This window comes from Streptococcus sp. oral taxon 056 str. F0418, assembly GCF_000220065.1.
Classification (GTDB): Bacteria; Bacillota; Bacilli; order Lactobacillales; family Streptococcaceae; genus Streptococcus.
Genome location: NZ_AFQU01000001.1, coordinates 49574 through 72991, shown reverse-complemented (window position 1 = coordinate 72991; position 23418 = coordinate 49574). Strand labels below are relative to the sequence as shown.

At 36.7% G+C, this 23418-nt stretch carries 20 protein-coding genes and 3 pseudogenes; 4 read left to right on the top strand and 19 right to left on the bottom strand.

Annotation, left to right across the window (positions count from 1 at the left end; translation table 11 throughout):
• Positions 1-18: 18 nt before the first annotated feature.
• The 8 genes from HMPREF9182_RS00405 to HMPREF9182_RS00370 form a co-directional block, all read right to left on the bottom strand.
• The gene (locus tag HMPREF9182_RS00405; protein ID WP_037602416.1) at positions 19-798 is read right to left on the bottom strand and encodes a glycosyltransferase family 2 protein; all 780 of its coding nucleotides are present in this window, start codon (positions 796-798) and stop codon (positions 19-21) included.
• A complete protein-coding gene (locus tag HMPREF9182_RS00400; RefSeq protein ID WP_009754839.1) occupies positions 788-1147 on the bottom strand; it encodes a DUF2304 domain-containing protein in 360 nt (119 codons plus the stop codon). Before HMPREF9182_RS00400 ends, HMPREF9182_RS00405 begins: the two co-directional genes overlap by 11 nt.
• Entirely contained in the window at positions 1147-1863 is a 717-nt protein-coding gene (locus HMPREF9182_RS00395; RefSeq protein ID WP_009754655.1) for a glycosyltransferase family 2 protein, read from the bottom strand. The genes HMPREF9182_RS00400 and HMPREF9182_RS00395 overlap by 1 nt, the downstream gene beginning before the upstream one ends.
• On the bottom strand, positions 1863-2891 hold the full coding sequence (locus HMPREF9182_RS00390) for a glycosyltransferase family 8 protein (protein ID WP_009443150.1): 1029 nt from the start codon (positions 2889-2891) through the stop codon (positions 1863-1865). Before HMPREF9182_RS00390 ends, HMPREF9182_RS00395 begins: the two co-directional genes overlap by 1 nt.
• A 6-nt stretch (positions 2892-2897) precedes the next feature.
• Positions 2898-4175, bottom strand: a complete 1278-nt coding sequence (locus HMPREF9182_RS11050; protein ID WP_009754377.1) for a lipopolysaccharide biosynthesis protein — start codon at positions 4173-4175, stop codon at positions 2898-2900.
• A 114-nt stretch (positions 4176-4289) separates the two neighbouring features.
• Entirely contained in the window at positions 4290-5144 is an 855-nt protein-coding gene (gene rfbD / locus HMPREF9182_RS00380) for a dTDP-4-dehydrorhamnose reductase (protein WP_009754397.1), read from the bottom strand.
• Positions 5145-5211: 67 nt separating this feature from the next.
• The gene (locus HMPREF9182_RS00375) at positions 5212-6204 is read right to left on the bottom strand and encodes a DUF2142 domain-containing protein (protein ID WP_255263254.1); all 993 of its coding nucleotides are present in this window, start codon (positions 6202-6204) and stop codon (positions 5212-5214) included.
• Between the two features lie 311 nt (positions 6205-6515).
• Positions 6516-7442: a glycosyltransferase family 2 protein gene (locus HMPREF9182_RS00370; RefSeq protein WP_009443487.1), complete on the bottom strand. Its 927-nt coding sequence runs from the start codon at positions 7440-7442 to the stop codon at positions 6516-6518.
• A gap of 147 nt (positions 7443-7589) precedes the next feature.
• Here HMPREF9182_RS00370 and HMPREF9182_RS10190 point away from each other — a divergent pair.
• Positions 7590-8936 (top strand): annotated as a pseudogene (locus HMPREF9182_RS10190) (IS3 family transposase).
• A 50-nt stretch (positions 8937-8986) separates the two neighbouring features.
• Here HMPREF9182_RS10190 and nox read toward each other — a convergent pair.
• Positions 8987-10362 (bottom strand): annotated as a pseudogene (nox, locus tag HMPREF9182_RS00355) (H2O-forming NADH oxidase).
• Between the two features lie 253 nt (positions 10363-10615).
• On the opposite strand from nox, the gene HMPREF9182_RS00350 reads away from it, so the two are divergent.
• Genes HMPREF9182_RS00350 through HMPREF9182_RS00340 form a run of 3 tightly spaced genes read left to right on the top strand, consistent with a single transcriptional unit; the run spans position 10616 to position 13435 of the window.
• A complete protein-coding gene (locus tag HMPREF9182_RS00350; RefSeq protein WP_218015420.1) occupies positions 10616-11545 on the top strand; it encodes an FAD:protein FMN transferase in 930 nt (309 codons plus the stop codon).
• Positions 11546-11564: 19 nt separating this feature from the next.
• Positions 11565-12170 (top strand): NADPH-dependent FMN reductase, encoded by a 606-nt coding sequence (locus HMPREF9182_RS00345; RefSeq protein WP_009443594.1) that lies wholly within the window; start codon positions 11565-11567, stop codon positions 12168-12170.
• 17 nt (positions 12171-12187) lie between these two features.
• Entirely contained in the window at positions 12188-13435 is a 1248-nt protein-coding gene (locus HMPREF9182_RS00340) for an NAD(P)H-dependent oxidoreductase (RefSeq protein ID WP_009754712.1), read from the top strand.
• Positions 13436-13546: 111 nt separating this feature from the next.
• Here the strand turns inward: HMPREF9182_RS00340 and sdbB are convergent, their stop codons facing one another.
• The 10 genes and pseudogenes from sdbB to HMPREF9182_RS00285 all read right to left on the bottom strand — a co-directional run bounded on the left by sdbB (position 13547) and on the right by HMPREF9182_RS00285 (position 23396).
• Positions 13547-14104, bottom strand: coding sequence for a thiol-disulfide oxidoreductase-associated lipoprotein SdbB (gene sdbB / locus HMPREF9182_RS00335; protein ID WP_009754479.1), 558 nt, complete (start codon positions 14102-14104; stop codon positions 13547-13549).
• 65 nt (positions 14105-14169) lie between these two features.
• Positions 14170-14880, bottom strand: coding sequence for a thiol-disulfide oxidoreductase-associated membrane protein CcdA2 (ccdA2, locus tag HMPREF9182_RS00330; RefSeq protein WP_037602409.1), 711 nt, complete (start codon positions 14878-14880; stop codon positions 14170-14172).
• Positions 14881-15144: 264 nt separating this feature from the next.
• On the bottom strand, positions 15145-16848 hold the full coding sequence (locus HMPREF9182_RS00325) for a cache domain-containing sensor histidine kinase (protein WP_009443578.1): 1704 nt from the start codon (positions 16846-16848) through the stop codon (positions 15145-15147).
• Positions 16845-17579 carry a response regulator transcription factor gene (locus HMPREF9182_RS00320; protein WP_009755027.1) on the bottom strand — a complete coding sequence of 245 codons (735 nt, stop codon included), beginning with the start codon at positions 17577-17579 and terminating at the stop codon, positions 16845-16847. Before HMPREF9182_RS00320 ends, HMPREF9182_RS00325 begins: the two co-directional genes overlap by 4 nt.
• 59 nt (positions 17580-17638) lie before the next feature.
• The gene (msrB, locus tag HMPREF9182_RS00315; protein ID WP_009755086.1) at positions 17639-18745 is read right to left on the bottom strand and encodes a peptide-methionine (R)-S-oxide reductase MsrB; all 1107 of its coding nucleotides are present in this window, start codon (positions 18743-18745) and stop codon (positions 17639-17641) included.
• Between the two features lie 15 nt (positions 18746-18760).
• Positions 18761-19324, bottom strand: coding sequence for a redoxin domain-containing protein (locus tag HMPREF9182_RS00310; RefSeq protein WP_009443243.1), 564 nt, complete (start codon positions 19322-19324; stop codon positions 18761-18763).
• A 69-nt stretch (positions 19325-19393) separates the two neighbouring features.
• Entirely contained in the window at positions 19394-19699 is a 306-nt protein-coding gene (locus HMPREF9182_RS00305; protein WP_009754309.1) for a hypothetical protein, read from the bottom strand.
• A gap of 27 nt (positions 19700-19726) precedes the next feature.
• Positions 19727-20437 (bottom strand): thiol-disulfide oxidoreductase-associated membrane protein CcdA2, encoded by a 711-nt coding sequence (gene ccdA2, locus HMPREF9182_RS00300; protein ID WP_009443063.1) that lies wholly within the window; start codon positions 20435-20437, stop codon positions 19727-19729.
• Between the two features lie 932 nt (positions 20438-21369).
• Positions 21370-22694, bottom strand: a pseudogene (gene brnQ / locus HMPREF9182_RS00290) (branched-chain amino acid transport system II carrier protein).
• A gap of 147 nt (positions 22695-22841) precedes the next feature.
• Entirely contained in the window at positions 22842-23396 is a 555-nt protein-coding gene (locus HMPREF9182_RS00285; RefSeq protein ID WP_009443700.1) for a GNAT family N-acetyltransferase, read from the bottom strand.
• Between the last annotated feature and the right edge of the window lie 22 nt (positions 23397-23418).

The following is a 23418-nucleotide window of genomic DNA, read 5'->3' as shown; positions in this document are numbered from 1 at the left end:
CCTTGTAAAATTCCTATATTAATTCGAGTTAGAATTCTGACTCTTCATATATGCTTTATTTATCAGATTAGCCATCCACTTGGGCCAGAAAAGCTGATACATGAACAAGTCCTCTTTGGTTCGCGTATTATCAGAAATAGTCTTGGTTGTTTCGGACTCTCCATGAATCCGGTGGCACATAAGCTTCTCAGAAATATAAGCAAAGCGACCCTTATAGGCGCTAATCGTGTACCAAGCATACCAATCCAGACTCACACGCATTTTCTCATCAAATCGAAAATCCCTTAATGCCTCTAAGTTGTAAGTCACCGCCGGACAGGAAATGGGATTGCCAAAAGCTAGGACCCGATTTCTCCAAAAACGGCTGGCCGGCATCAGATTCATGGTTTTTAGCATGAGAGTCTTGATTTTCAGATTAGTATTAGCCAGAATTTTGACTCCATTTTTCTCTTCAAAATAATCTGTATAGACAATGAGAATGTCTTTAGACTGCTCTATCTTCTGCATCACTGCTTCTAGATAAGCTGGCTCATAGTAGTCATCTTGATGAGCAATGGTAGCATAAGAAGTCTCAACAAAGGAAAGGGCATTGTTCCAGTCCTTACCAATACCTCCTCCTTCTTTCGTGTAAAAAGGAACACTATACATCTGGCACAGCTGCTTGATTGAATCCAGCGGTGTTGAGCTATAGCAGATTATCTTTGATTGCAAGGTTTGAGCTTGCAAAGACAGGATACAAGCTTCTAAAAATTCACTTTTGCCATAGGCACAAATCACCCAGGTATGGTTATTTTTCATCTTTTTCACTCTCTAACTTGGAAATTTTTTTCTTCATCATGGACAATTCTTGCACCAGCAGTTTGGTTTGTTCCTTTTGCTTAGAGATAACAATGGTATGCAAAAACGCGATAATAAGCAAGAAGAAAATAGCTAAAGACATTAAAAAGTTTGATGTCAGCTCAAAGCCCAGCAATTTGGCAATCGAAACGGGAATCCAATCAAAAACAGAAATAACAATGAGTACAAAGCCAATAATAATCCACATAAAGGCTTGCTCAAATAAAATATTGTTTTGATTGATATTCCGAAAGACAAAATACAGGAATAAAACTGAAGCCACTAGCATAACAATAGACAAAATGGACATTATTCACTCTCTTTCATAAAAGTAGCAATCAAGATCGAAGAGCAAACTTCAATCATATAGCGAATGGACTTAATAGGAGTAATCGAAGAGACTCCTCCTGCACGTTCAAACATATTGGCTGGTGCTTCCACCACTTTATATTTCCGCTTCAAGATATGGACGATTGATTCTGGCTCAGGATATTTTATAGGATAGCGCGCAGCGAATTGTCGAATAATGTCTCGATTAGCCAAACGATAGCCTGATGTGGTATCCAGAATCCTTTTGCCTGTTGTTAATTTAATAAAAGCTGAAATAATGGTAATGCCAAAACGCCGCATAAAAGTCGTCTGAAATTCCGAAGACTTGTCACCGATAAAACGAGAACCAACAACCAAATCAGCCTGCTGACGACGAATAGGCTCCAGCAAAGCATCCAGCGACTCAATATCATGCTGGCCATCTCCATCAAACTGTACGGCCACATCATAATTCTTCTCAAGAGCATACTTATAGCCCGTCTGAACAGCTCCACCAATCCCCAGATTCATCACCAAATGGATCGCATTCAGATGATGGCTGTCCAAAATCTCCTTAGTTCTGTCAACTGACCCATCATTGATAACTACGTAGTCTAAGTCAAAATCAACTTTCTTCCGATATTCTACAATGCTCATAACCGTATTTAAAATACTTTCTTCCTCATTATAAGCAGGAATTATCATTAAAACTTTCATTAATTTAATCTATTCTTTCTATAACATGTCATCACATTATTTTTGTTTTTCTGTAACTGTTTTTTTCTATATTTCATAAAGCTCGGTATTAGGGAATTGATAATCTTATATCTTAGCATTGGAAAAGGCTTCATAACAATATTAAAGATTCTAAAACAAACAAAATACAGCTGCCAACCTTCTTCCATTGGTGTATCCTTCCATGGAGTTTTGTGGAGATAATAGAGGTACTCCTTTTTAAACCTATGTGTATTCCCCTTCCGCCAAGGTCTCTCTTCACCAAGATAGTGAATAATTGTAGGTGCTTTCCGAAAATGATTAAAATCTTCCTGTGATATAAACTTAGTTGGCTGGCTTAATTCACTCAACGTTTTATAAGGATAGACATCATAAATATTAAAATAATTAAAGGAAATTGGCAAGGTGAAAATTTGCTCTTTCAAAGCTCCATTTAAGGCATCTTGGTCTGGTGCGAATAGCTTTCCTTCATGAAACTGATAAAATTCTATGACCTGTTTACCAATCTCTTCACTACGCCATTTTTTTAGATCGATCAATAGGACACCCGAATTATGATAGGGGTACTCTTTCAAAGCTAGAAATTCCTTTCTTGACTTATCCACAGTTGGTTCGGGACACATACCTATTACCTTATCTCCTAAGTCGATATAAAACAATGAACCTAAATCTTCTAGAACTAGTGTATCTCCATCGAGATATAAGATCCTATCAACTTCTTGTGGAAGAAGCTTATCTAAAAAAAGACGTGCCAAAATAATTGAAGACCAACCGTTTGTATCAAAATCAAAGTCAATATAGTCTTCGATATTATTTATAGAAATAATACAAACTTTTCTATCGTAACTTTTAGCGAATCCTTTTAATTTATTTTGATTCTCTTGGCTTATCCTCTCGCCAATTAAATATACTGTAATATTCTTAGCAGATTTATTATTCTCAAATATAGAACACATACAGGTTGCAACTTGAGGTACAAACGAATCATTTAATGTAAATAAGATATTCATAGAATCCTACTTCTTTCTTTTTTCCTGATTTTTAGCAACGCCATAAATAATCAGACTTGTTGCATAAAAAACGCACATAGAGATTAAAAAGGAATTAGCAGCTCCTAGCAATTTTTGATTGCGGATAAATGGTAACGTAATAAATTTTGAAACAGCAAATGTCAATAAATAGGCTATCATCAGATAATGCTGTTTTCTAAAGATAGTCATAATGATATCAACTACTAGAGCAAAAACATTCAAAATACCGCCTATAAGTAATATAGTAAAAGGAAGCTTATACTCCTGTAATTGGATACCATAGACAGCACTAAGTACTTCTGTACCAATCAGATAGCCCAAAATAACAATAACAAGTCCTAAAACAGTCATTACTAGATTTAGGGTACTGACCTGTTTGAAAAATAGTGTAAATTTCTTCTCAGTCCAATAAATAGAAAGCTGTGTAGTCAACGGTCTCAAGACGAAGAATAAAAGGGATAAGACAAAGACAGGCATGAATAGAACATTAAAGTCTCTTTGAACCCCAGATGAAAAATAGCCACTTGTCAAAAGGTAATCAATATCAATTTTTGGCTCGTTATAGATATACGTTATCAAAAATCCATTTAAAAACAAGGGAAAACTATTTTTCAAAATAGAATACACATTTTTTCTGTCGTCATAGAGTTTAGGAGAAAACATTTCCTGAGAAAAATGTAATCTACAGTTTCTGAAATCTAAGGGGAAGGTCAGAATGAAATTCGCACAGCAAATAACAAGACTAGCTGCCATCAATGATTTTGTAAGCAACAGGACTATTGCAAATATTAACATGCAAATCCAGCTCCTATAGAATTGCACCTTTCCGGCTAAGTCTGATCTATTTTTTTGCTGAAATAATCCTTGAAAAACATCTGAATACGCATCTATAGCCCGATAAAGAACAAGCAATAAAATAATACTAGATTTGTAAACATCATACCCTTGCCATAGAGTATAGATAAACGATGTAAAAATCATCAAAAAGACCGTAAAAAGTCTCGTGTTATGATAAGAAGCAAATTGGTATCTTTCTTTTATATCCGTAGATTGCAGATTTCTAACTTGAAAATAACCTAGAACAAAGAACTGCTGACCAAGAGCATAAGCAATACTAAAAATATCAGAATCTCTTGAATCTAGAAATCTAGAAGCTAGTAGAAGCAAGACAACTGATATCAATGAGGATGAGGCTGTCCCCAGCATGTTCCATATATAATTACTCTTAACTGACGGTAGTGAAATTTTTGATTTCTGGGACATTCTATCTTCTCCAATTATGTTCTAGTTCTTATTATACTATACTTTCCATGAAATGTGAAAAGCCACTGTTAAGTAGCCATCAAAAAAGGACTTAAAGGTCCTTTTTGATAGATATCAGCATTTTTTATCCTGCTTGTAAAACTCTTTCAAAGCATCCTGCCAAGTTGGAATGACAAAGCCTGTAGCCTTAGCCTTGGCCAGACTCATAGTTGAGTTGAAAGGCCGTTTAGCCTTAGCTGGGAACTTGCTAGAATCCACTGGCTGGACTTCCACATCCGTATCTTTGAGAATTTCCACTGCAAAGTCATACCAAGTTGTGTCCTCTGATGCATCATTAGACAGATGGTAATAACCAAATTCCTTTTGATTTTCAGCCAGATAAGTCATAAATTCAGCCAAAGTACGAGTCCAAGTTGGACGACCGTGTTGGTCATTAACAACAGTCAGAGTAGGATGGTTCTTAGCTAGATTTTGCATGGTAAAGACAAAATTTTTGCCATAGTTACCAAATACCCAAGCCGTACGAATAATATAATATTGACTAGAATATTTTTCGACTAATTCCTCTCCCATACGTTTTGTACGACCGTATTCTGTTTGAGGATCTGGACGATCATCTACTTCCCATTCTTCACCGACAGGTTTTTGACCATTAAAGACATAATCAGTAGAAATATAAACTAATGTCGCCCCGTGTGCTTCAGCCGCTTTGGCTACATTTTCTGTACCAGTTACGTTGATGGCATAGTTTAGTTCTTTCCCTTCATCCTCTGCTGCATCAACTGCTGTATAAGCCGCACAGTGATAAACTAGGGTAGGCTTAGCTTCAGCAAAGACTTTATTTACCATCTCAGCATTGGTGATATCCATTTCAGCTACATCAACCGCTACATAGTCTTCGTTTCGTTCATCTAAAAGGTGGCGCAGTTCTGTCCCAAGTTGGCCATTTGAACCAGTAATCAAAATCATCACGTTCTCCTTTTCTCCTTCATAAACTATTATATCATATTAAACAGAATTTTTATAATTTATATTTTTAATTTTTCCAAGCAGGAGTCACTCCCAAAACAAACCCTCTGTAAACAGTTATCAACAGGTAAAGAATAAGCACACTTATTGTAGCAGATAAAGCAATTTGGGAAAAAGATTTTTCAGAAATTTTAACCTTTATCTTTTGCCCTAACCAAGCCATGAAAGGAACAAGTAAAACAAGAAATGCATGAAGATAACGGCCTGTTAAATCATCAAAAGGAAGATGCTCTGGATAACCAATGTAAAAACCTAGAAAAATTCCGAACCAATTAAGAAAATAGGCAATAACCCCTCCTAAAACAGTTCCTAATTCATAAGTAGTACTATCCTCTGCCAACATCAATAGGCATAAACAAACAATCCAGAAAATATTTACTAGATCTGGCAAATTATCTTGAACGACTGAAAATGAAGTTAATCCTCTTCCACCCATAGTAGCTACATTAAAGTAATTATCAAAGAAAACATGTAACAAAATCTTTAGGTTAAAGAATCTATGAACAATAAATAAACAAAAAAATATTACTAAAAAGGAACTGATTAACATGATTCGCTTACTTTGTACACTTCTTCTTCTGAAAAAATTTAGCAAACAACCATAAATCATAGGTAAACCCAGTAATGCAGGCATAGCAAAAATATAGTTCCGTTTAGTCAAAAATAGTAATAAAATTGTAAAAATACTATAACTATAGTCTTTTTTGCTTAGTTCAGAAAACCTCCTAAATTGGCTTAAGTATAAAAAATTAGTCCCGAATGCTGCAATTGTTAAAAATGCAAAAACATCATAGGACGGACTGGCGATTTTTTGCATAAAAGGAACAGCAAAAATCATAAAATAAGTATAAAAATTATTTTTACTACGTTTCAAAATCCAAGTCATTCCACATATAAAAAAAAGTAAATTGAATAACCTTGCAAAAATCAACATAATTCCATAGCTTGGATAAATAAAACGACCCAATAAAGCACCTAAAGCAGGTACTATATGTCCCAAATCAATCCCATAGAGTAAAATTTTGATCAGTTAATAAACGAAATCTAATTCCATCCTTTTCAACATCCACCAATTTCTCCTTGTAAAACTGAAGAACCGATATATCCTTAAGTCTAGTAATAGCCGTAAGTTCTATTTCTCGAAGATGAGATTCCGACATTGTTACTGGTTTGCTTGAAGAAAACATCAAGTAACTTTTTGATAAATGGTATCCTTCATCACCGTTGGCTAGAGGATATACACAGAATAAAGACATTATACCAAAAATGAAAATAGTCCAAAAGTAAAAACCAAGTTGTTTTTTTCATTATCTATTTACTCTTCTCTTTTATAATATAAATAGGCCGATGCTTAGTTTCCATAAAAATCTTACCTATATACTTACCAAGGATGCCGATAGTCAACAGTTGGAAACCACCAATAAGAAGAATGATAGTCATGAGTGACGGCCAACCAGAGGTTGGATCACCAAATACCAAGGTTCGAGCTATAATTACAGCCATCAGGATAAAAGCTAAACACCAAGACAGAATACCACCTAAAAAAGCAATATTGAGTGGTGCATCAGAGAAATTAACAATCCCTTCTAAAGAATAGTTGAAGAGAGTCCAAAAATTCCAAGATGTTTTGCCAGCCACCCGCTCGACATTTTTGTATTCCAAATATTCCGTGTTAAAACCTACCCAAGCAAAAATACCCTTGGAAAAACGATTATACTCTGATATTTCCAAAACAGCTTCTACCATTTGACGACGCATAAGGCGAAAATCACGTGCGCCATCTACCATTTCCACCTGACTAATTTTATTAATCAGTTTATAAAATAAATTAGCAAAAAAACTCCGAATAGGTGGTTCGCCCTCACGAGTCGTACGTCGGGTACCTATACAGTCCAATTCAGGATTCATGTCCAGCATGGCTTTCATCTCAATTAGTAGCTTTGGTGGATCTTGTAAGTCAGCATCCATAACAGTCACAAAATCCCCACTTGCCCATTGTAGGCCAGCATATAAAGCTGCTTCTTTTCCAAAATTACGAGAAAAAGATATATAATGTACATTCGTATAGTTATTACTAAATTTACGTAATATGGGCAAAGTATGATCTGTAGATCCATCATTTATAAAAATATATTCAAATCGGTCACAGATTTGATCCCTCACTGCTTCCATTGCCTCAAAGAACAAAGGGATAGACTCTTCTTCATTGAAACATGGAACAATTACCGAGATAATCATTTAGATTGTCTACCACCTTTCTATATTTTACATTATATCAGACAACTATCTAAAAATCTAGTTTCAAAACGAATACAAAATTTTCATAAGCGATTGTACTGCCCCAAAAGTTAGACAGAAAAAATCTAACTTTTGGGGTGTTTTATTATGAAATTAACTTATGAGGATAAAGTTCGAATCTATGGACTAAGAAAACAAGGAATCAGCTTCAAGCGTCTTTCTGATAAATATGGGATTAACCTTTCAAATCTTAAGTACTTAATCCGATTGATTGATCGCTACGGAATAGAAAGTGTCAAAAAAGAGATAAACCATTATTACTCTCCAGAATTAAAACAAGAAATCATTAATAAGGCCTCGATTGAAGGTCGTTCTTAAGATAGAGTTTCTCTCGAATATGCTCTCCCAAATTGTGAGATTCTTCCTAATTGGCTAGCACTATACAAGAAAAACGGCTATACTACTGTTGAGAAAACAAGAGGGAGACCAGCTAAAATGGGACGTAAACGGAAGAAAACTTGGGAAGAAATGGCAGAACTAGAGCGTCTTTAAGCAGAAAATGAGTACTTGAGAGCGGAGAATGCTATCCTAAAAAGTTGAGAGAACTCCGATTGAGGGACGAAAAGGAGCAAGAAGAAAAACGGAAATTGTCTGAGGATTGGTAACAGAGTTTGCTTTAGATATTCTTCTAAAGATTATTAAGCTAGCTCGTTCAACCTATTATTACCACCCGAAGTAGCTAGAGAAAAGCGATAAAAATCATGACATTAAATCTGAAATTCAAGCTATTTTTACTGAGCATAAAGGGAATTACGGCTATCGTCAAATCCCTTTAGAATTAAGGAATCGTGGTTATTTGGTCAATCATAAAAGGGTTCAATGTCTAATGAAAGTCCTTGGTTTAACGGCTAGAATTCGTCGTAAACGGAAGTATTCTTTGTACCAAGGATAGATTGGCAAGAAAGCTAATAACATCATTTAACGCCAGTTCGAAGCATCAAAGCAAATGGAAAAGTGCTACACCGATGTGACAGAATTTGCCATCCCAGCAAGCAGTCAAAAACTCTATTTATTGCCAATTTTAGATGGCTATAATAGCGAAATTATCGCCTATAATCTTTCTACATCACCGAACTTATCACAAGTAAAAATGATGTTGAAACAAGCCTTCACAGAGAAACACTGCGAGAATGCAATTCTCCATAACGATCAAGGATGGCAATACCAACACGGTTTTTATCATCATTTTTTAGAGGATAAATAAATTCAACCATCCATGTCACGCAAGGGGAATAGTCCAGATAATGGCATGATGGAGTCCTTCTTTGGTATTTTGAAATCCGAAATGTTTTATGCTATGAGAAGAAGTTTAAATCGCTTGATTAATTGAAACAAACTATTGTAGACTATATTGACTATTACAACAATAAACGAATTATGGTCAAACTAAAAGGACTTAGTCCTGTGCAATACAGAACTAAATCCTTTACTTAAATTATTTGTCTAACTTTTTGGCGTGCAGTATAAGCTTTTGATATTGTATTTTATTCAGCTGATAGAGCTGCCATTGTAATGTAGTTATATGGCTTGTTAAAGTGTGGCAAGAAGAATAGATCTGTCAATGCCAATTTATCGATCGTTACATGCTCTTGAATAGCTAAAGAGAACATATGGATTCCCATAGAAATAGAAATATCGCGAGATACCATTTGGGCACCAAGAATCACACGTGTATCTTTATCAAAAACAATTTTTATAGCAACTTCTTGATTATCATGTTTGATAAATTCTGGTTTTTGAAGGTCATTAAATCCTGTTTCTACAGCATTATAACCAGCTTGCTTTGCTTTTTCGAGGGTTAAACCAGTTGATACCATATGAAGGCCATAGATTGAAATACCATTAGAACCTTGTACACCGATTCCTTCTAATTCATGCCCACAAGCATTATGTGCACCTACAATACCAGAACGAACAGCATTTGAAGCGAGTGCGATGTAGCTTGTGTCTTGACGAGCATTATCATAGATAGTTGCACAATCACCAACCGCAAAGACTCCAGGAATTGAAGTTTCTTGCTTCTTATCTACTAAGAAAGCACCGTTGCGGAATAATTCAATCTTGCCAGCTCCTAAAGATGTGTTTGGACGGAAGCCAACTGCAAGTACAACCATATCAACGTCAAATGTTTCTTTATCAGTTACCAAACGTTCAACCTTGCCATCGCCTTCAACCGCTTGAACAGTTTGTTCAAGAGCAAGACGGATATTGTGCTCTTCAAGGTTTTTAGCCATCATCTCTGTAAAATCTTTATCGTAGTATCCATTTAAAACAGTATCTACAATATCTACTAATACAACTTCTTTTCCAAGACGTTCAAAAGCTTCAGCTAATTCAACACCAATATAGCCACCACCGACAACAGCTACACGTTCAATGTGTTTGCTCTTATCTTGTAGTTTTTCGATAACTTCTTCAGCATTTTGATACAATTTTACAAACTGAAGATTTTCAAGTGTTGCCTTGAATTCTCTATTTCCCTCAACAAGCTCAACGCCTTTGATTGGCGGAATAATTGGAGTAGATCCAGTCGCAAAAATTAACTTTTCGTATGATTCTACATGCTCTTTTCCATCTACTAAAGCGGTTACTTCTTTTTATCATAATCAATAGAAAGAACAGGAGCATTCATATAAACTTTAGCACCTTTTGCTTCTAGTTTTTCCTTATCTGAGTAGAATAAACCTTCTGGTCCATCAATTTGCTTTCCAATCCAAAGAGCCATACCACAGCCAAGGAAAGAGATATTTGAGTTTTGGTCAAAAACAACAATTTCATTTTCTGAACCATAGTTATCTAACATAGTATTGATACAAGCAGTACCAGCATGGTTTGCACCAACTACAACGATTTTACTCATAGAATAAATCCACCTTTTATTTTTAATTTACTTGTGTATTATAACATTCATCTGTTAGCGTTTACAAGAATTATGCTCAAAATTTAAAAAAAATTTGAAAAGCTTTTCAAATTTGTTCCACTGTGAAAATAGAATAAAAACGAAATTGTTCATTTTTTCTGAAAATATATAAAATTTCATTTGTGAAAACGTTGTCTTTTTGTTATACTAATAAAGAAGAATAAAAGATTAAATATGAAAGGTTGTGATAAAAGTGGATCTCACTTCTAGGTCCATTCGCTTAATGGGAGCAACTATCACTATTTCGATTCTACATAAACAAGCTGATTATCTTTTAGACCAAGCCTTTTCTCTTCTGAGATTATATGAGAAACGTTTTAGTGCTAATGATGAACACTCCGAGTTGATGAAAGTTAACCACGCTGCTGGAATCCAGCCAGTTATTGTCCATCCTGATTTATTTGAATTGATTGAATTGGGAAAAAAACATAGCCTCGCGCCAAATAGTTATCTCAATATCGCCTTGGGCCCATTAGTCCAAACATGGCGAATCGGATTTGAAGATGCCAAAGTACCTACATCTGAAGAGATTAAACAAGCTTTAGCAAAAACAAATCCTAATTTTATTGAATTAAACAAAAAGAAATCTAGTGTCTTTTTGAAACAGACAGGCATGAAAATAGATTTAGGTGCTCTTGCAAAAGGCTACATCGCTGATAAAATTTCTACATTTTTGAAAGAGCATGGAGTGACTTCTGCACTCATTAATCTCGGTGGAAACATCCTAACAATTGGTTTGAATGAAGTAAACAACCGATTCTGGCGCATCGGTATCCAAAATCCGAAGTTGCCTCGGGAAAACAATCTGGCTTTACTATCATTACAGGATAAGTCCGTTGTTACATCAGGAATATATGAAAGAAAACTTCAAACTAAAGACAGAGTTTATCACCATATTTTCGATCAACACACAGGCTATCCAATCGATAATCAGCTAGCTAGTCTAACTATTGTATCTGATAAATCAGTCGATGGAGAGATATGGACAACTCGTTTATTTGGGATGACTCCAGCTTCTATCTTAGAAAAAGTCGAAAAGGAAAATGACATTGAAGCCTTCATTATTACAGAAGATAATCAATTTTTTTATTCATCTGGTCTCACGCCAGAAATCTTACCTTAAATCCAGAAAGGAACCTACTATGTTAAAACTTATCGCAATTGTTGGAACAAATTCTAAACGTTCCACAAACCGGCAACTTCTTCAATATATGTCTAAGCACTTTGCTGACAAGGCTGAAATCGAGCTGATAGAGATTAAAGATATCCCAATGTTTAATAAACCTGCAGATAGAAGCGTGCCTGAGTTAGTATCAGAAATTGCCGAGAAAATCGATGCAGCAGACGGTGTACTCATTGGAACACCTGAGTACGACCACTCTATTCCAGCTGTACTCATGAATGCTCTAGCTTGGCTTTCTTATGGCATCTATCCCTTGCTGAACAAGCCGGTCATGATTACTGGTGCTTCTTATGGTACGCTTGGTTCCTCTCGCGCCCAGTTGCAGCTCCGTCAAATTTTGAACGCTCCAGAAATAAAGGCAAATGTACTTCCAGACGAGTTCCTGCTTTCACATTCTCTTCAAGCTTTTGACCCAAGCGGAGATTTGGTGGATCTTGATGTTGTCAAAAAATTGGATGCTATCTTTGATGACTTCCGTATCTTTGTCAAAATCACTGACAAATTGCGCAACGCTCAAGAATTGCTTCGCAAAGATGCTGAAGAATTTGACTGGGAAAAATTGTAAGATAGGAGACTGAAAGAATGAAATTTGTTGGAATTGTAGGATCAAACTACGAACAATCATATAACCGAAAATTATTGGAATTCATCCGTCGCCAGTTCAAACTTAAATTTGAATTGGAAGTCTTAGAAATCGATGAAGTCCCAATGTTTAACCAGGATGAAAAATGGGATGAAAGCTTCCAATTGCGTTATTTGTATAACAAAATCACACGTGCAGACGGAGTCATCATCGCAACACCTGAGCATAACCATACTATCAGCGCTCCTTTGAAGAGTGTCTTAGAATGGCTCTCTTACGAGGTTCATCCATTTGAAAACAAGCCTGTCATGATTGTGGGTGCATCATACTACGACCAAGGAACTTCCCGTGCTCAAGTTCACTTGCGTAAAATCTTAGACGCTCCAGGTGTCAATGCCTATACATTGCCTGGTAATGAATTCCTTCTTGGAAAAGCAAAAGAAGCCTTTGACAACAATGGTAATATCACTAACGAAGGTACTGTTAAATTCCTTGAATCATGCTTAGATAACTTTATCAAATATGTAGAGGTGGTTTCAAAATTGAAAAAACCAAAACCAATTGAACCTGAAGACTTAGATTGCGGAAAACCAATCGCTACAACCATTACAGAAGTTGATCCGGATGATCCAGAATGGGTAGAAAAAGTTGCTGAAATCACTGGCGCTGTTTCTGGTGATACCTATGTCAAACTTGACCATGGTATACTAACTGTTAACCAGATTGATATGTTCTTGAAGGCTATGCCATTTGAATTGACATACGCTGACGACAACAACCAATTCCTCTACTATAACAATGCTCATCAAGATCCAGATACTATGTTTGCTAAACGTGTGCCACCTCAATCAGGTAACCGTATGTCAACTGTTCATGGTTCTCTTCCACCAGCACGTATGAAGAATGTAGAGTGGGTTATCGGAACGCTACGCAATGGAAACCAAGAATATGTACGTACCATTGTTCCAGGTTCTCCTGCTGGTGTCATCAACACTCACAACTACCAAGCTATGTACTATCCTGACGGATCATACGCAGGTATCAACGAAATCGTCTTTAACTTCCAACCATGGCTCGACTGGTACTTAAAAGAAACTGGTCAACGTTTGGTTGGAGGCAGCGGACCATTTGCTCCTGCTGGAGGTCATGGAGACGCAGATGCTACTTCTGGCGCTTCAGATGCTGGAGGTCATGGAGATGCTGGTCACAGTGGAGATGCTGACGCATCATCAGGTGCAAGTGCATAAAAAAAACGAGTTTGAGATTTTATCTCAGGCTCGATTTTTTTTACAAAAGAGTCGCCCCCTATGATGTCTTTTGACATCTTATAGGCATTTTATCAATACTTTTATATTTATTTACCTCATTTCCTTAAAGGCTGCTTCAGCATCTTCATTGCTGATAGCTCCAAATTGAATTTTACCAATTTTTCCTTGACTATCAATGAGAATTTCTGTTGGAATACTTCTGATTTGATAGGCCTGGAAGGTAGTTGCTTGGCTATCATATAATACCGGGACATCTTTATAGCCTTGTTGTTCGTACCATTTTGGGAAGTCTGTTTCGGACTTTTCACCCTGGATTCCTGGGGCAATGACACTTAAAATTTCGAAATCACGATCTTTTTTCCCAGCCAATTCTATCAGTTCGGGCATACTTTTCTTACACGGTCCACACCAAGATGCCCAGAATTTCAAATAAACTTTTTTCCCTTTATAATCAGACAATTTGACTGTTTTTCCATCCATTGATTTCAATGTAAAGTCAGGAGCTTCCTGTCCAACTGCTATCTGACCAACAGTATTCTGAGTAGCTTGATTACTACCGCTTTTTGTGTCCATTCCCATCTGATCAGAACAAGCAGTTAAAAACACTGCAGCTAACAAACCAACACCAAAAGTTAAATATTTTTTCATCACTTTCTCCTTTTATTAGAAACTATCATTCCTAAAAACATCTAAAACATTTAGGATATTTCCACTTATCCAAATAAACCAGACAAGGCGTTCAACTGTCCAAGCATGAGCAAGATCCCCATCAGAATAATAATAGCACCACCGATTTTTTTCAGAAGCCCCATATAAGGTTTAATTTTATTAAAATACTGCATCACAAAGCTAGATGCCAATGCTAAAATTAGAAAAGGTAGGGCCATTCCTAAAGTGTAAACCAAGGTCAGAATTGCGCCTTGAAAAGCACCATTCCCTCCTGAAGCAGCCAGTGCTAAGACAGAACTTAGAATAGGACCAATACATGGAGTCCAACCAAAACTAAAAGTAATTCCCAATACAAATGCCGAGAGAAACTCGTTGCGTTTACTATCTTTTTTAAAAGCGACATTTTTTTGCATTTGCAAGGGTTTAATATTGATTAGTTCCATTTGGTGGACACCAAGTAGGATAATGATGATTCCCATAACATAGCGGAACCAAGATGAATGAATAATTGCTCCTAAAAAACCCGCCCCAAATCCTAAAATGAAGAAAACACATGATATTCCCGCAATAAAACAGAGAGTCTTAACAAGTCCATACCAGGCAATTTCTCTACCCAAAAATCGAACTGTTCTGGGTTTATCCTCTGAATCTAATAAGATTCCGATGTAAACCGGAAGTAGGGGAAAAATACAGGGAGAGAAAAATGAAAGTACTCCTGCTAAAAATACTGAAACTGAGAAAAGAAATGTTTGCATATTCAATCCTTCTTTTTTATTTATCATACATATCAGAGGTGAAAAATGGTTTTCACAATAACTCTATTCGTTTTCTTCTGAACGGAGTTCTACTAATCCTATAAACCATTATAAATGAAAGCGGATTATTTTTCACAAATTTGCTACGGTATTTTTTGTTATCATTTTCGTACTAACAAAATGATGAATTTTAATTAGAAAGTATTAAACAGAAAAAGCCGGAAAAACTCTCTCCGGCTATAAGTTATTTTATTCAATTAACTACTATTTATCATAGGATAGTGGCAAATATATTTTGATCAGAGTAAAGATATCTTGCTTCGACTGGATTTCCATATGATAGTCTTCTCCAAACTGCAGTTTCAAACGTTGATTGACATTTTTCAGACCAACACCACCTAAGCGAAGGAGAGTCTTATCCACTGATTTTTGAAGTTCAATGCCACGGCCGTTATCATAGATAGATAATATCAGCTGCCCCTCTTCTACTGCCGATGTCACTCGAATCATGCCTTGTCGGTCAATTTCCTTGATACCATGGTAGATGGCATTTTCAACCAAAGGCTGTAGCACCAGCTTAGGCAATTTATAATCAGCTAGAGATTCATCCTCTTCAATCGCATACTGGAGCTTGTCACCATAGCGTTGCTTCTGGATAAAAAGATACTGACGAACGTGATCAATCTCATCTCTAAGAGAAATTTGTTCATGTCCTTGATTGAGCGCCAAGCGGAAATACTGGGCGAGTGATTTTGTTACCTCAACAACACGCTTGCTATCATTAAACTCAGCCATCCAGACAATCGTATCTAAGGTATTATAAAGGAAATGGGGATTAATTTGAGCTGAGAGAGCTCGGAGCTCATAACGACGAACGTTTTGTTCTTCTGTCTTGACAGCTTCCATTAGTTGTTTGATTTGCTCCAGCATTTTATTGAACTGCTGAGCTAAATCAACTAACTCTGGAGAACCTTTTTCTTCTGCCCGTAAATTTGAGTCACCTGCCCCAATCTTCAGAATGACAGCTTGTAGATTCTGGAGAGGCTTAATCCACAAACGTAGGACAAACCAAATACCAGTCAAGCACATCAGGAGTGCTAAAATGCCCATTCCCACAAAAGAATAAAGCATTTGTGACTGAAGCATCTGTAATTGCTCTAATGAGGCGACGCCAATTAAAGTCCAGTCGCTATCCGCAATATCAATCTGGTAGACAAAAGCCTGCTTCTGGTCTGCGTAACCATCCTTGACCGAGATATAGGGCTGCATAGCTTTCATTTCCTGACTGGATGAATAAACAGTCTTCTTAGGATGATAGACAAATTCATGCTGGCTATTAACAATAAAGCTAAAGCCTTTCTTCCCTAGCTGAAGCCGATCCAGATAGGCTTTGAGACTCTTATAGCCGATATCCAAACGTAAAACACCGAGATTCTGCCCTGCTTCATCCACTACTTCCTGAGTAACGGAAACAACCCACTTCTCTTTCTCAGATGATAGAGACTCCTTGCGAGCAGGAGTCAAGACAGGCATGGCTTTGGTATGAACAGCTTCCTGATACCATTTTTCATTCATCATATCAGAAGATGTCTGCATACTGATTTGAGAATCTGTCGAGACCACGCGCCCGTCCTTGGTAACCAAAACTGCCGACACCAAATCCGGATCTGTCTCAATAATGGTTTTCATCAAAGTCTGAACTGACGTTTCGCTGCTTTCTTGATTCTGAGCAAACTTACGAATCGTTTCTTCCTTACTCAGTGTGGAGGTGGTTTGTTTTAATTTTTGCAAATAGGAAGCAATGAACTGCCCGCTTTGCTCCATACTATTGCGCGTTGTCCGCTCTGTCAGCTGCCGAATAGTCTGCGAGCTAGTCTGATAGTAAAGACTCCCAACAAACCCCAAGAGTAAAAGGACCAGCAGAAAAATATAGACAATCAACTGGATAAGAAGCGGATATCGTTTCATTTCTCCTCTCCTTTTTTAAACTGCCGAGGTGTCAGCCCAACAACCTGCTTGAAGCGCTGAGAAAAATAATTCATATCTTCAAAACCTACCTGCTCTGCTATTTCGTAAATCTTCAAATCTGTGGTCAAGAGTAAGAGTTTTGCTTTTTTTATACGCTCTTGGATCAGATAATCCTGAAAAGGCAAGCCTAATTCTTTTTTGATAAGAACACTTAGGTAGGACGGACTAAACCCCAATTGGAAAGCTAAACTTTTCAGACTTAACTCTGAATCAGCAAGACGCGCGTGAATAGCTTCTTCCATCTCAGAGCGCTGCCCCTGATCGACCAAGTTTTGAATCTGGGCTTTTTTTCGTTCCTTGTCAAGTATGGTCTGCACCTTGGCCAACATCTCCTCAACATCATCCTTGGAAAATGGCTTGAGAAGATAGTCATCTGCACCTAGCTTAATGGCCGTCCGAGCATAGTCAAAGTCATCATAGCCTGTCAGAAAAACGATATGGCAGCTAGGAGCCTGCTCTCTGACTAGCTTGGCTAGTTCAAGGCCGTTCATCTGTGGCATATTGATATCGGTCAACAGGACATCAGCAGGATTTTCCTGAAATTTCTTCCAAGCTTCTATTCCATTTTCAGCCTGGGCAATGACTTGCATACCAAACTGCTCATAGTTTACCAAGGATGTAATTCCCTGTCTTACCAGATATTCATCCTCTACAATCATAATTGAATACACAAGATTCAACTCCTTATTTTTACTGGATTTATTATAGCAAATTTTCAATCAAAATGCTCTTAAACATAATCCAACAGATAACCGTAGCCCTTCTCCTCCATCTCAGCTTTTGGAATGAACTTAATGGACAAACTATTGATGCAATAGCGCAAGCCGCCCTTGTCCTTAGGACCGTCTGTGAAAACATGGCCCAGATGTGAATTTCCAACCCGACTGCGAACTTCTGTCCGTGTCATGTTGAAACTCTTATCTTCTTTGTAAGTCGCAACATCTGGACTGATAGGGTGTGTGAAACTCGGCCAACCGCAGCCTGAGTCAAACTTATCCTTTGATGAAAAGAGAGGTTCGCCTGTCACCACATCCACGTAGATACCAGCATCGAACTTATCCCAGTAGCGGTTAGAAAAGGCCCGCTCTGTGTCATTCTTTTGTGTGACTGCGTATTCTTCAGGAGAGAGCTTGGACTTAATCTCTTCATCACTGGGCTTAGTATAACGACTAGCATCAATAACAGGGTAGGTGGCTTGATTAACATCAATATGGCAATATCCATTAGGATTCTTTTTTAGGTAATCCTGATGATAGTTTTCAGCCTTAACATAGTTTTTTAATGGTTCTTTCTCAACAGCTAGAGGTTTATCGTACTTCTTAGCCACTTCATCAAAAACTTGATTGATGGTATTCAAATCAGCTTCATCCTTATAATAAACACCTGTCCGATATTGTGTACCTTGATCATTACCTTGTTTATTTTTAGATGTTGGATCAATAATACGGAAATAATGAAGTAAGATTTCTTTGAGAGATATCTTTTTAACATTATAGGTGATTTTTACCGTCTCAGCATGACCAGTTTGGGAAACTAATTCATATTTGGTCGTGTCACCCTTACCATTTGCATAGCCGGACTCAGCATCAATGACACCTGATACTCTAGAGAAATACTCTTCTACACCCCAGAAACAACCACCTGCCAGATAGATTACACGCTTATCAGCTTCTTTAACATCTTCTTTCTTTTTCTTTACTACTTCTGTCTTACTCATTGAAGCTTTCTTAATCTGTTCAGGAGATGACTGATTGCTATGTCCTGCAATCACATAGACGAGTCCAAAGCAGATAAACAAGCTAAGGATAACCAGAAAAATTTTCCATTTTCCTCCCATGTTCATTGCTCCTTTCTACTTGATTTCTTTCAGTGTTTTCTCAATATCTTCCTTGCTCATGTAGCCAATGTGTGTCTTGGCAAGAGAACCGTCACTGCCTACGAAAAGTGCAGATGGATAAGAGCGAATACCGTATTCTTTCAGTAATTCCCCCTTGGTATCCATCAGAACCGGGAAGTCTTTGTAGTCCAAAGACTTATACCATTTCTTAAAATCATCTGCTGACTTTTCTCCATTAAAGGTCGGAGAAACAACTGATAAGACGACATAGGCCTTTTCCTCCTGCTCCTTAGCCAAATCATTGGTATCTCCAAGTGTGGATAGACAGATAGAACACCAAGAAGCCCAAAATTTTAGATAGACTTTCTTGCCTTTGAAATCAGATAGCTTGTAAGTTTTACCATCCACACCCTGCAGACTAAAGTCTTTAGCCATCTTAGAAGATTGATCAGAAGTAGTCTTTGACACCATACTGCTTTTGTCGTTTTTTGAAGCTTCTGATCCCATCTTCTGATTTGAACAAGCTCCCAACAATCCCGCGCAAAATAGACTCAGAGTTAATACAGCAATTTTTTTCATAGCTTTTTTCCTCTCAAAATAAGGAGAAAGCCGACAAGACTGACGACTTCTCTTCTTTACATTTAGTTTTTATTTATCAGATGACATTTCGGATGAATCTTTCATATCATCCTTCATATCTGACTCGCTGGACTTCATTTCATCCTTTTTCATATCATCTTTCATATCAGACTTGCTGTCGGACATCATAGAAGAGTCCTTCATATCATCCTTTTTCATTTTATCATCAGACTTGCTGGAGTCTTTCATATCCTCTTTCTTCATCATGCTGCTGTCATCCATCTTCTTCATATCAGAATCTGATTTTTGACTAGAACAGGCAGCTAGGACAAAGATACTAAGTGCAGCGATTGTAAGTGAAGCGATTTTTTTCATGATAAGTCTCCTTTAATTATATAATATTTATCCAAATAATGATGCTAAAGCGTTTAGATTCCCAAGCATCAGCAAAATTCCCATAAGTATAATGAGAGCACCACCGATCTTTTTGAGAGCTCCCATATAAGGTTTTAGTTTAGAAAAGCGTTGTAATACCCAACTGGAAGCCAATGCCATTGCTAAAAAAGGAAGCGATAATCCCAAAGTATAGACTAGCATGAGCAAACCACCTTGCAAAGCACCATTACCTCCAGAAGCCGCAATAGCTAAAACAGAACTTAGGACTGGTCCTACACAAGGTGTCCAACCAAAGCTAAAGGTAATCCCCAAGAGAAAAGCATTAAGAAAGTCACTTCTTTTACTATTCTTTTTAAGTTGAATGCTCTTTTGCTTTTGCAGTTGTTGGATATTGATAAGTCCCATCTGGTGGATTCCCAGTAGAATGACAATCCCGCCCAGAACATAGCGAAACCAAGGGGCATAGAGGACTTGCCCCAAAGCACCAGCTCCGTAGCCCAAAACTAAGAATACAGTTGATAAGCCAGCTATAAAGCAGAGCGTCTTAGCTAAGCCATACCAGGAAATGTCCTTTCCCATAAACCGAACTGTTTTCGGCTTATCCGAATCCAGCAGAATTCCTACATAGACTGGCATAAGCGGTAAAATACAGGGCGAGAAAAAAGATAGAATCCCCGCCAGAAAAACAGAAATAAAGAACAAAAAACTTGTTGCCATTTCAAAAACCTCTCTATCAATTTCTGACTCTAGTATAAAATAAAAATCCCCCTAAAAATAGGGAGATCGATTTGAAAAAACTTGAATTTGATATCTTGATAAAGAACTAACCTTAAAAAAACAGAACTTTTTTATTCATTTTAGGATTCCTCTGCTTTCTTTTGTGATTCATATTCTTTATTCCATTCTACAAGGTATTAAGGATAGGAATAGGTCCGCCAGGTATACCAAGCTAGGCCATTTTCACCCTCATAATAAAGTTCAACTTTCGCAGGTAAATTTTCTTTATTAAAGCTAATCCTCACTTTTTTAAAACTATCTTGATAAATTTAATAAAGTCGTTCAAGTTTTGGTATATGCCTTTCCTTCAGCAGACCCTTATTGATCACTTTATCTGCTGAAAGTGCGATCTGATAATTTTCTATAAATATTTAATCGCTCGACAACTTAGGGTGAGACAAGATAAATGAAAATTCATCTAAAAAAAGCTGATCAAATTGAGCCATTGCTTCTTTTTCCTCAACGATATCATATACTTTTCCGTTTTTATAAGATACTGGTCATTTACAAAAGCCTCTTTATTTTTAAAATCAATCCATCTACCGCTATGATAACGACTTTCAACATAAACAAAACCTTTCTTTTCTTACAGCTCATATATGGGGCCTTTTTGAAGAGAATCTCTAGGAATTATAATGAAATAAAAGGCAATAGAAAGAAAAGATAAAGAAGCAAGGATTAAAATCAAACTTTTCTTATTTTTCATTCTTTAAATTCACACTTCCTTAAAGAAAATAAAAAGCGGTTTCATAAATATATCTTAACTGTTCTAAAAGAAGCTATTCACTAGAACTTTGTTATACAAAAATACTTCAACAAGAGCTGGAAACAAATAAAACCCCCAAGTCACAAAAATACTTGAGGATTATACTCTAGATCATTTCAAAAGAATCACTTTTTTGTTTATCAGGTAAAAGAAGTGACAAAATGATTCCTAAAAGGGCTGGAACCAGCCAAGGTAAAGAAGCTTGTGCAAATGGTAAAGCATTAACAGCATTCATAACCACCTGTACTTTAAATAAGGGGCCTAAAATATTTGCAAAAGCAACTAAAGTTACCAGCACAACTGTCAGCTGCATACCAATTTTTGATAAAGCTAAGAATTTATTTACAATAACAATCATCACAATCACTATCGTAACTGGATAAAGGATCTGTAAAACAGGCACTGAGTATTGAATGATAGCATTCAAGCCAAGATTTGCAATGGCATAACCAATCAATGTAAAGATAGTGGCATAAGTTTTATAAGAGACTTTCGGGAAAGTATTGTTAAAGAACTCTCCTGTTGAAACAATTAAACCAACAGTTGTTGTGAAACAAGTCATTGTTACCATAATCGCCAAAAAGATCTGAGCTGTAGAGCCAAAAATAGCCTGTGTGGCTTGGGAGAGAACATAAACGCCAGGATTGCCTTTTGCAATTACCTCAGCTGGAACTGGGAAATGATTCCCCAAGAAACCCAAGCCTATATACATCGCACTAAAGGCTAGAGCAACAATTAAACCAACAACCCAAATCGTTGAGATATATTCTTTTTATTTTTAAAACCTAATTGATTTAAAGTCGTGACCGCAATCACACTAAAAGCAACTGCTGCTAAAGCATCTAAAGTATTGTACCCTTCTAAAAATCCCTGACCGAAGGCTGATATAGAATAGGCAGCTGAAGCCTGCTGAGTTGCCTCAGATCCATATTTAAAAGCGCCAAGTATAATTAAAATAATAATCAGAATCGCAAAAACTGGTGTCAAAATCCGACCGATTCGATCCAATAACTTTGAAGGATTTAAAGAAATCAGATAGGCGGCAACAAAATAAATTGTCGTAAAAACAATCAAACCAAGACCAGTCGTATATTTAGGAAGTAAAGGAGATATCCCAACTTCGTAGGCTACTGTTGCAGTCCTCGGAATGGCAAAGAAGGGACCAATGGACAAATAGAGAGCAACCAGATAGACGATAGCAAACCAGGGCGCAATTTTCTGAGAAATCTCATGAATGTATCCCTTAGGATTAAGTGTTCCAATAACCAAAGTTAACACAGCGATCCCAACACCAGACAAAACAAATCCGCCAATAGCTGGCCAAAAGTTTGGACCTGACTGAACTCCCAAAGAAGGTGGAAAAATCAAATTTCCAGCACCAAAAAATATTCCAAATAAGAGCAAACCTGTTAGGGCACCTTTTTTTATCATAACATCTCCTCTTTTTTATAACATTTTCACATTATAACAAAAATATTTAATTTTGCAAAATAAGTAAAATCAAGAATGAATCAATCCTAAAAAAGACAACTACATTCAGACAAAAACCTCTGAAAATAGCTCAGAGGTTTTCTTTATTTACGCATCGCTAAATCTTCTATACTTAATTTCAAATTCAAAAAAGTTCTTCTCTTGGAGCATATGAAAAATATCTCGATAGGCTTCCTCATCGAAATGATCACCCAAATACAAAATTTCAAAACTTAGACCGTCATATTCTAGAAAAGCATTACTTGTTTTGAATCCATTTCTCTTATAAAAATCCATACGTGCTTGACGCTGCTCTAAATTATCACACTCTTCATCTAAGCGCTCTACTTCTAAAACCATTGTTTTTTGGTAAAAATCAGTCAGTTTATGGATAATTTCTCCTCCATAACCATGGCTTCGAAGATGTGGCATAACCGCAAAAAAGCTAATATAAAAGCATTTTTCATTGTAAATTGCAAAAGCAAAACCTACAAACTCTTCTTCATTGTAAAATGCGAAGAAATGGGACTGTTCATCATTTGTATAACGAAGAAATTCACTAATAGCTACTCTTTCTTCTGGAGGAAATGCTTCACAATTCAGCTTCTCTACTTTATCTAAATCAGGAAATTCCCTTGAAATGATTTGGCTAGTTAATGGCATGAATACCTCGCTTCGTTTAAGT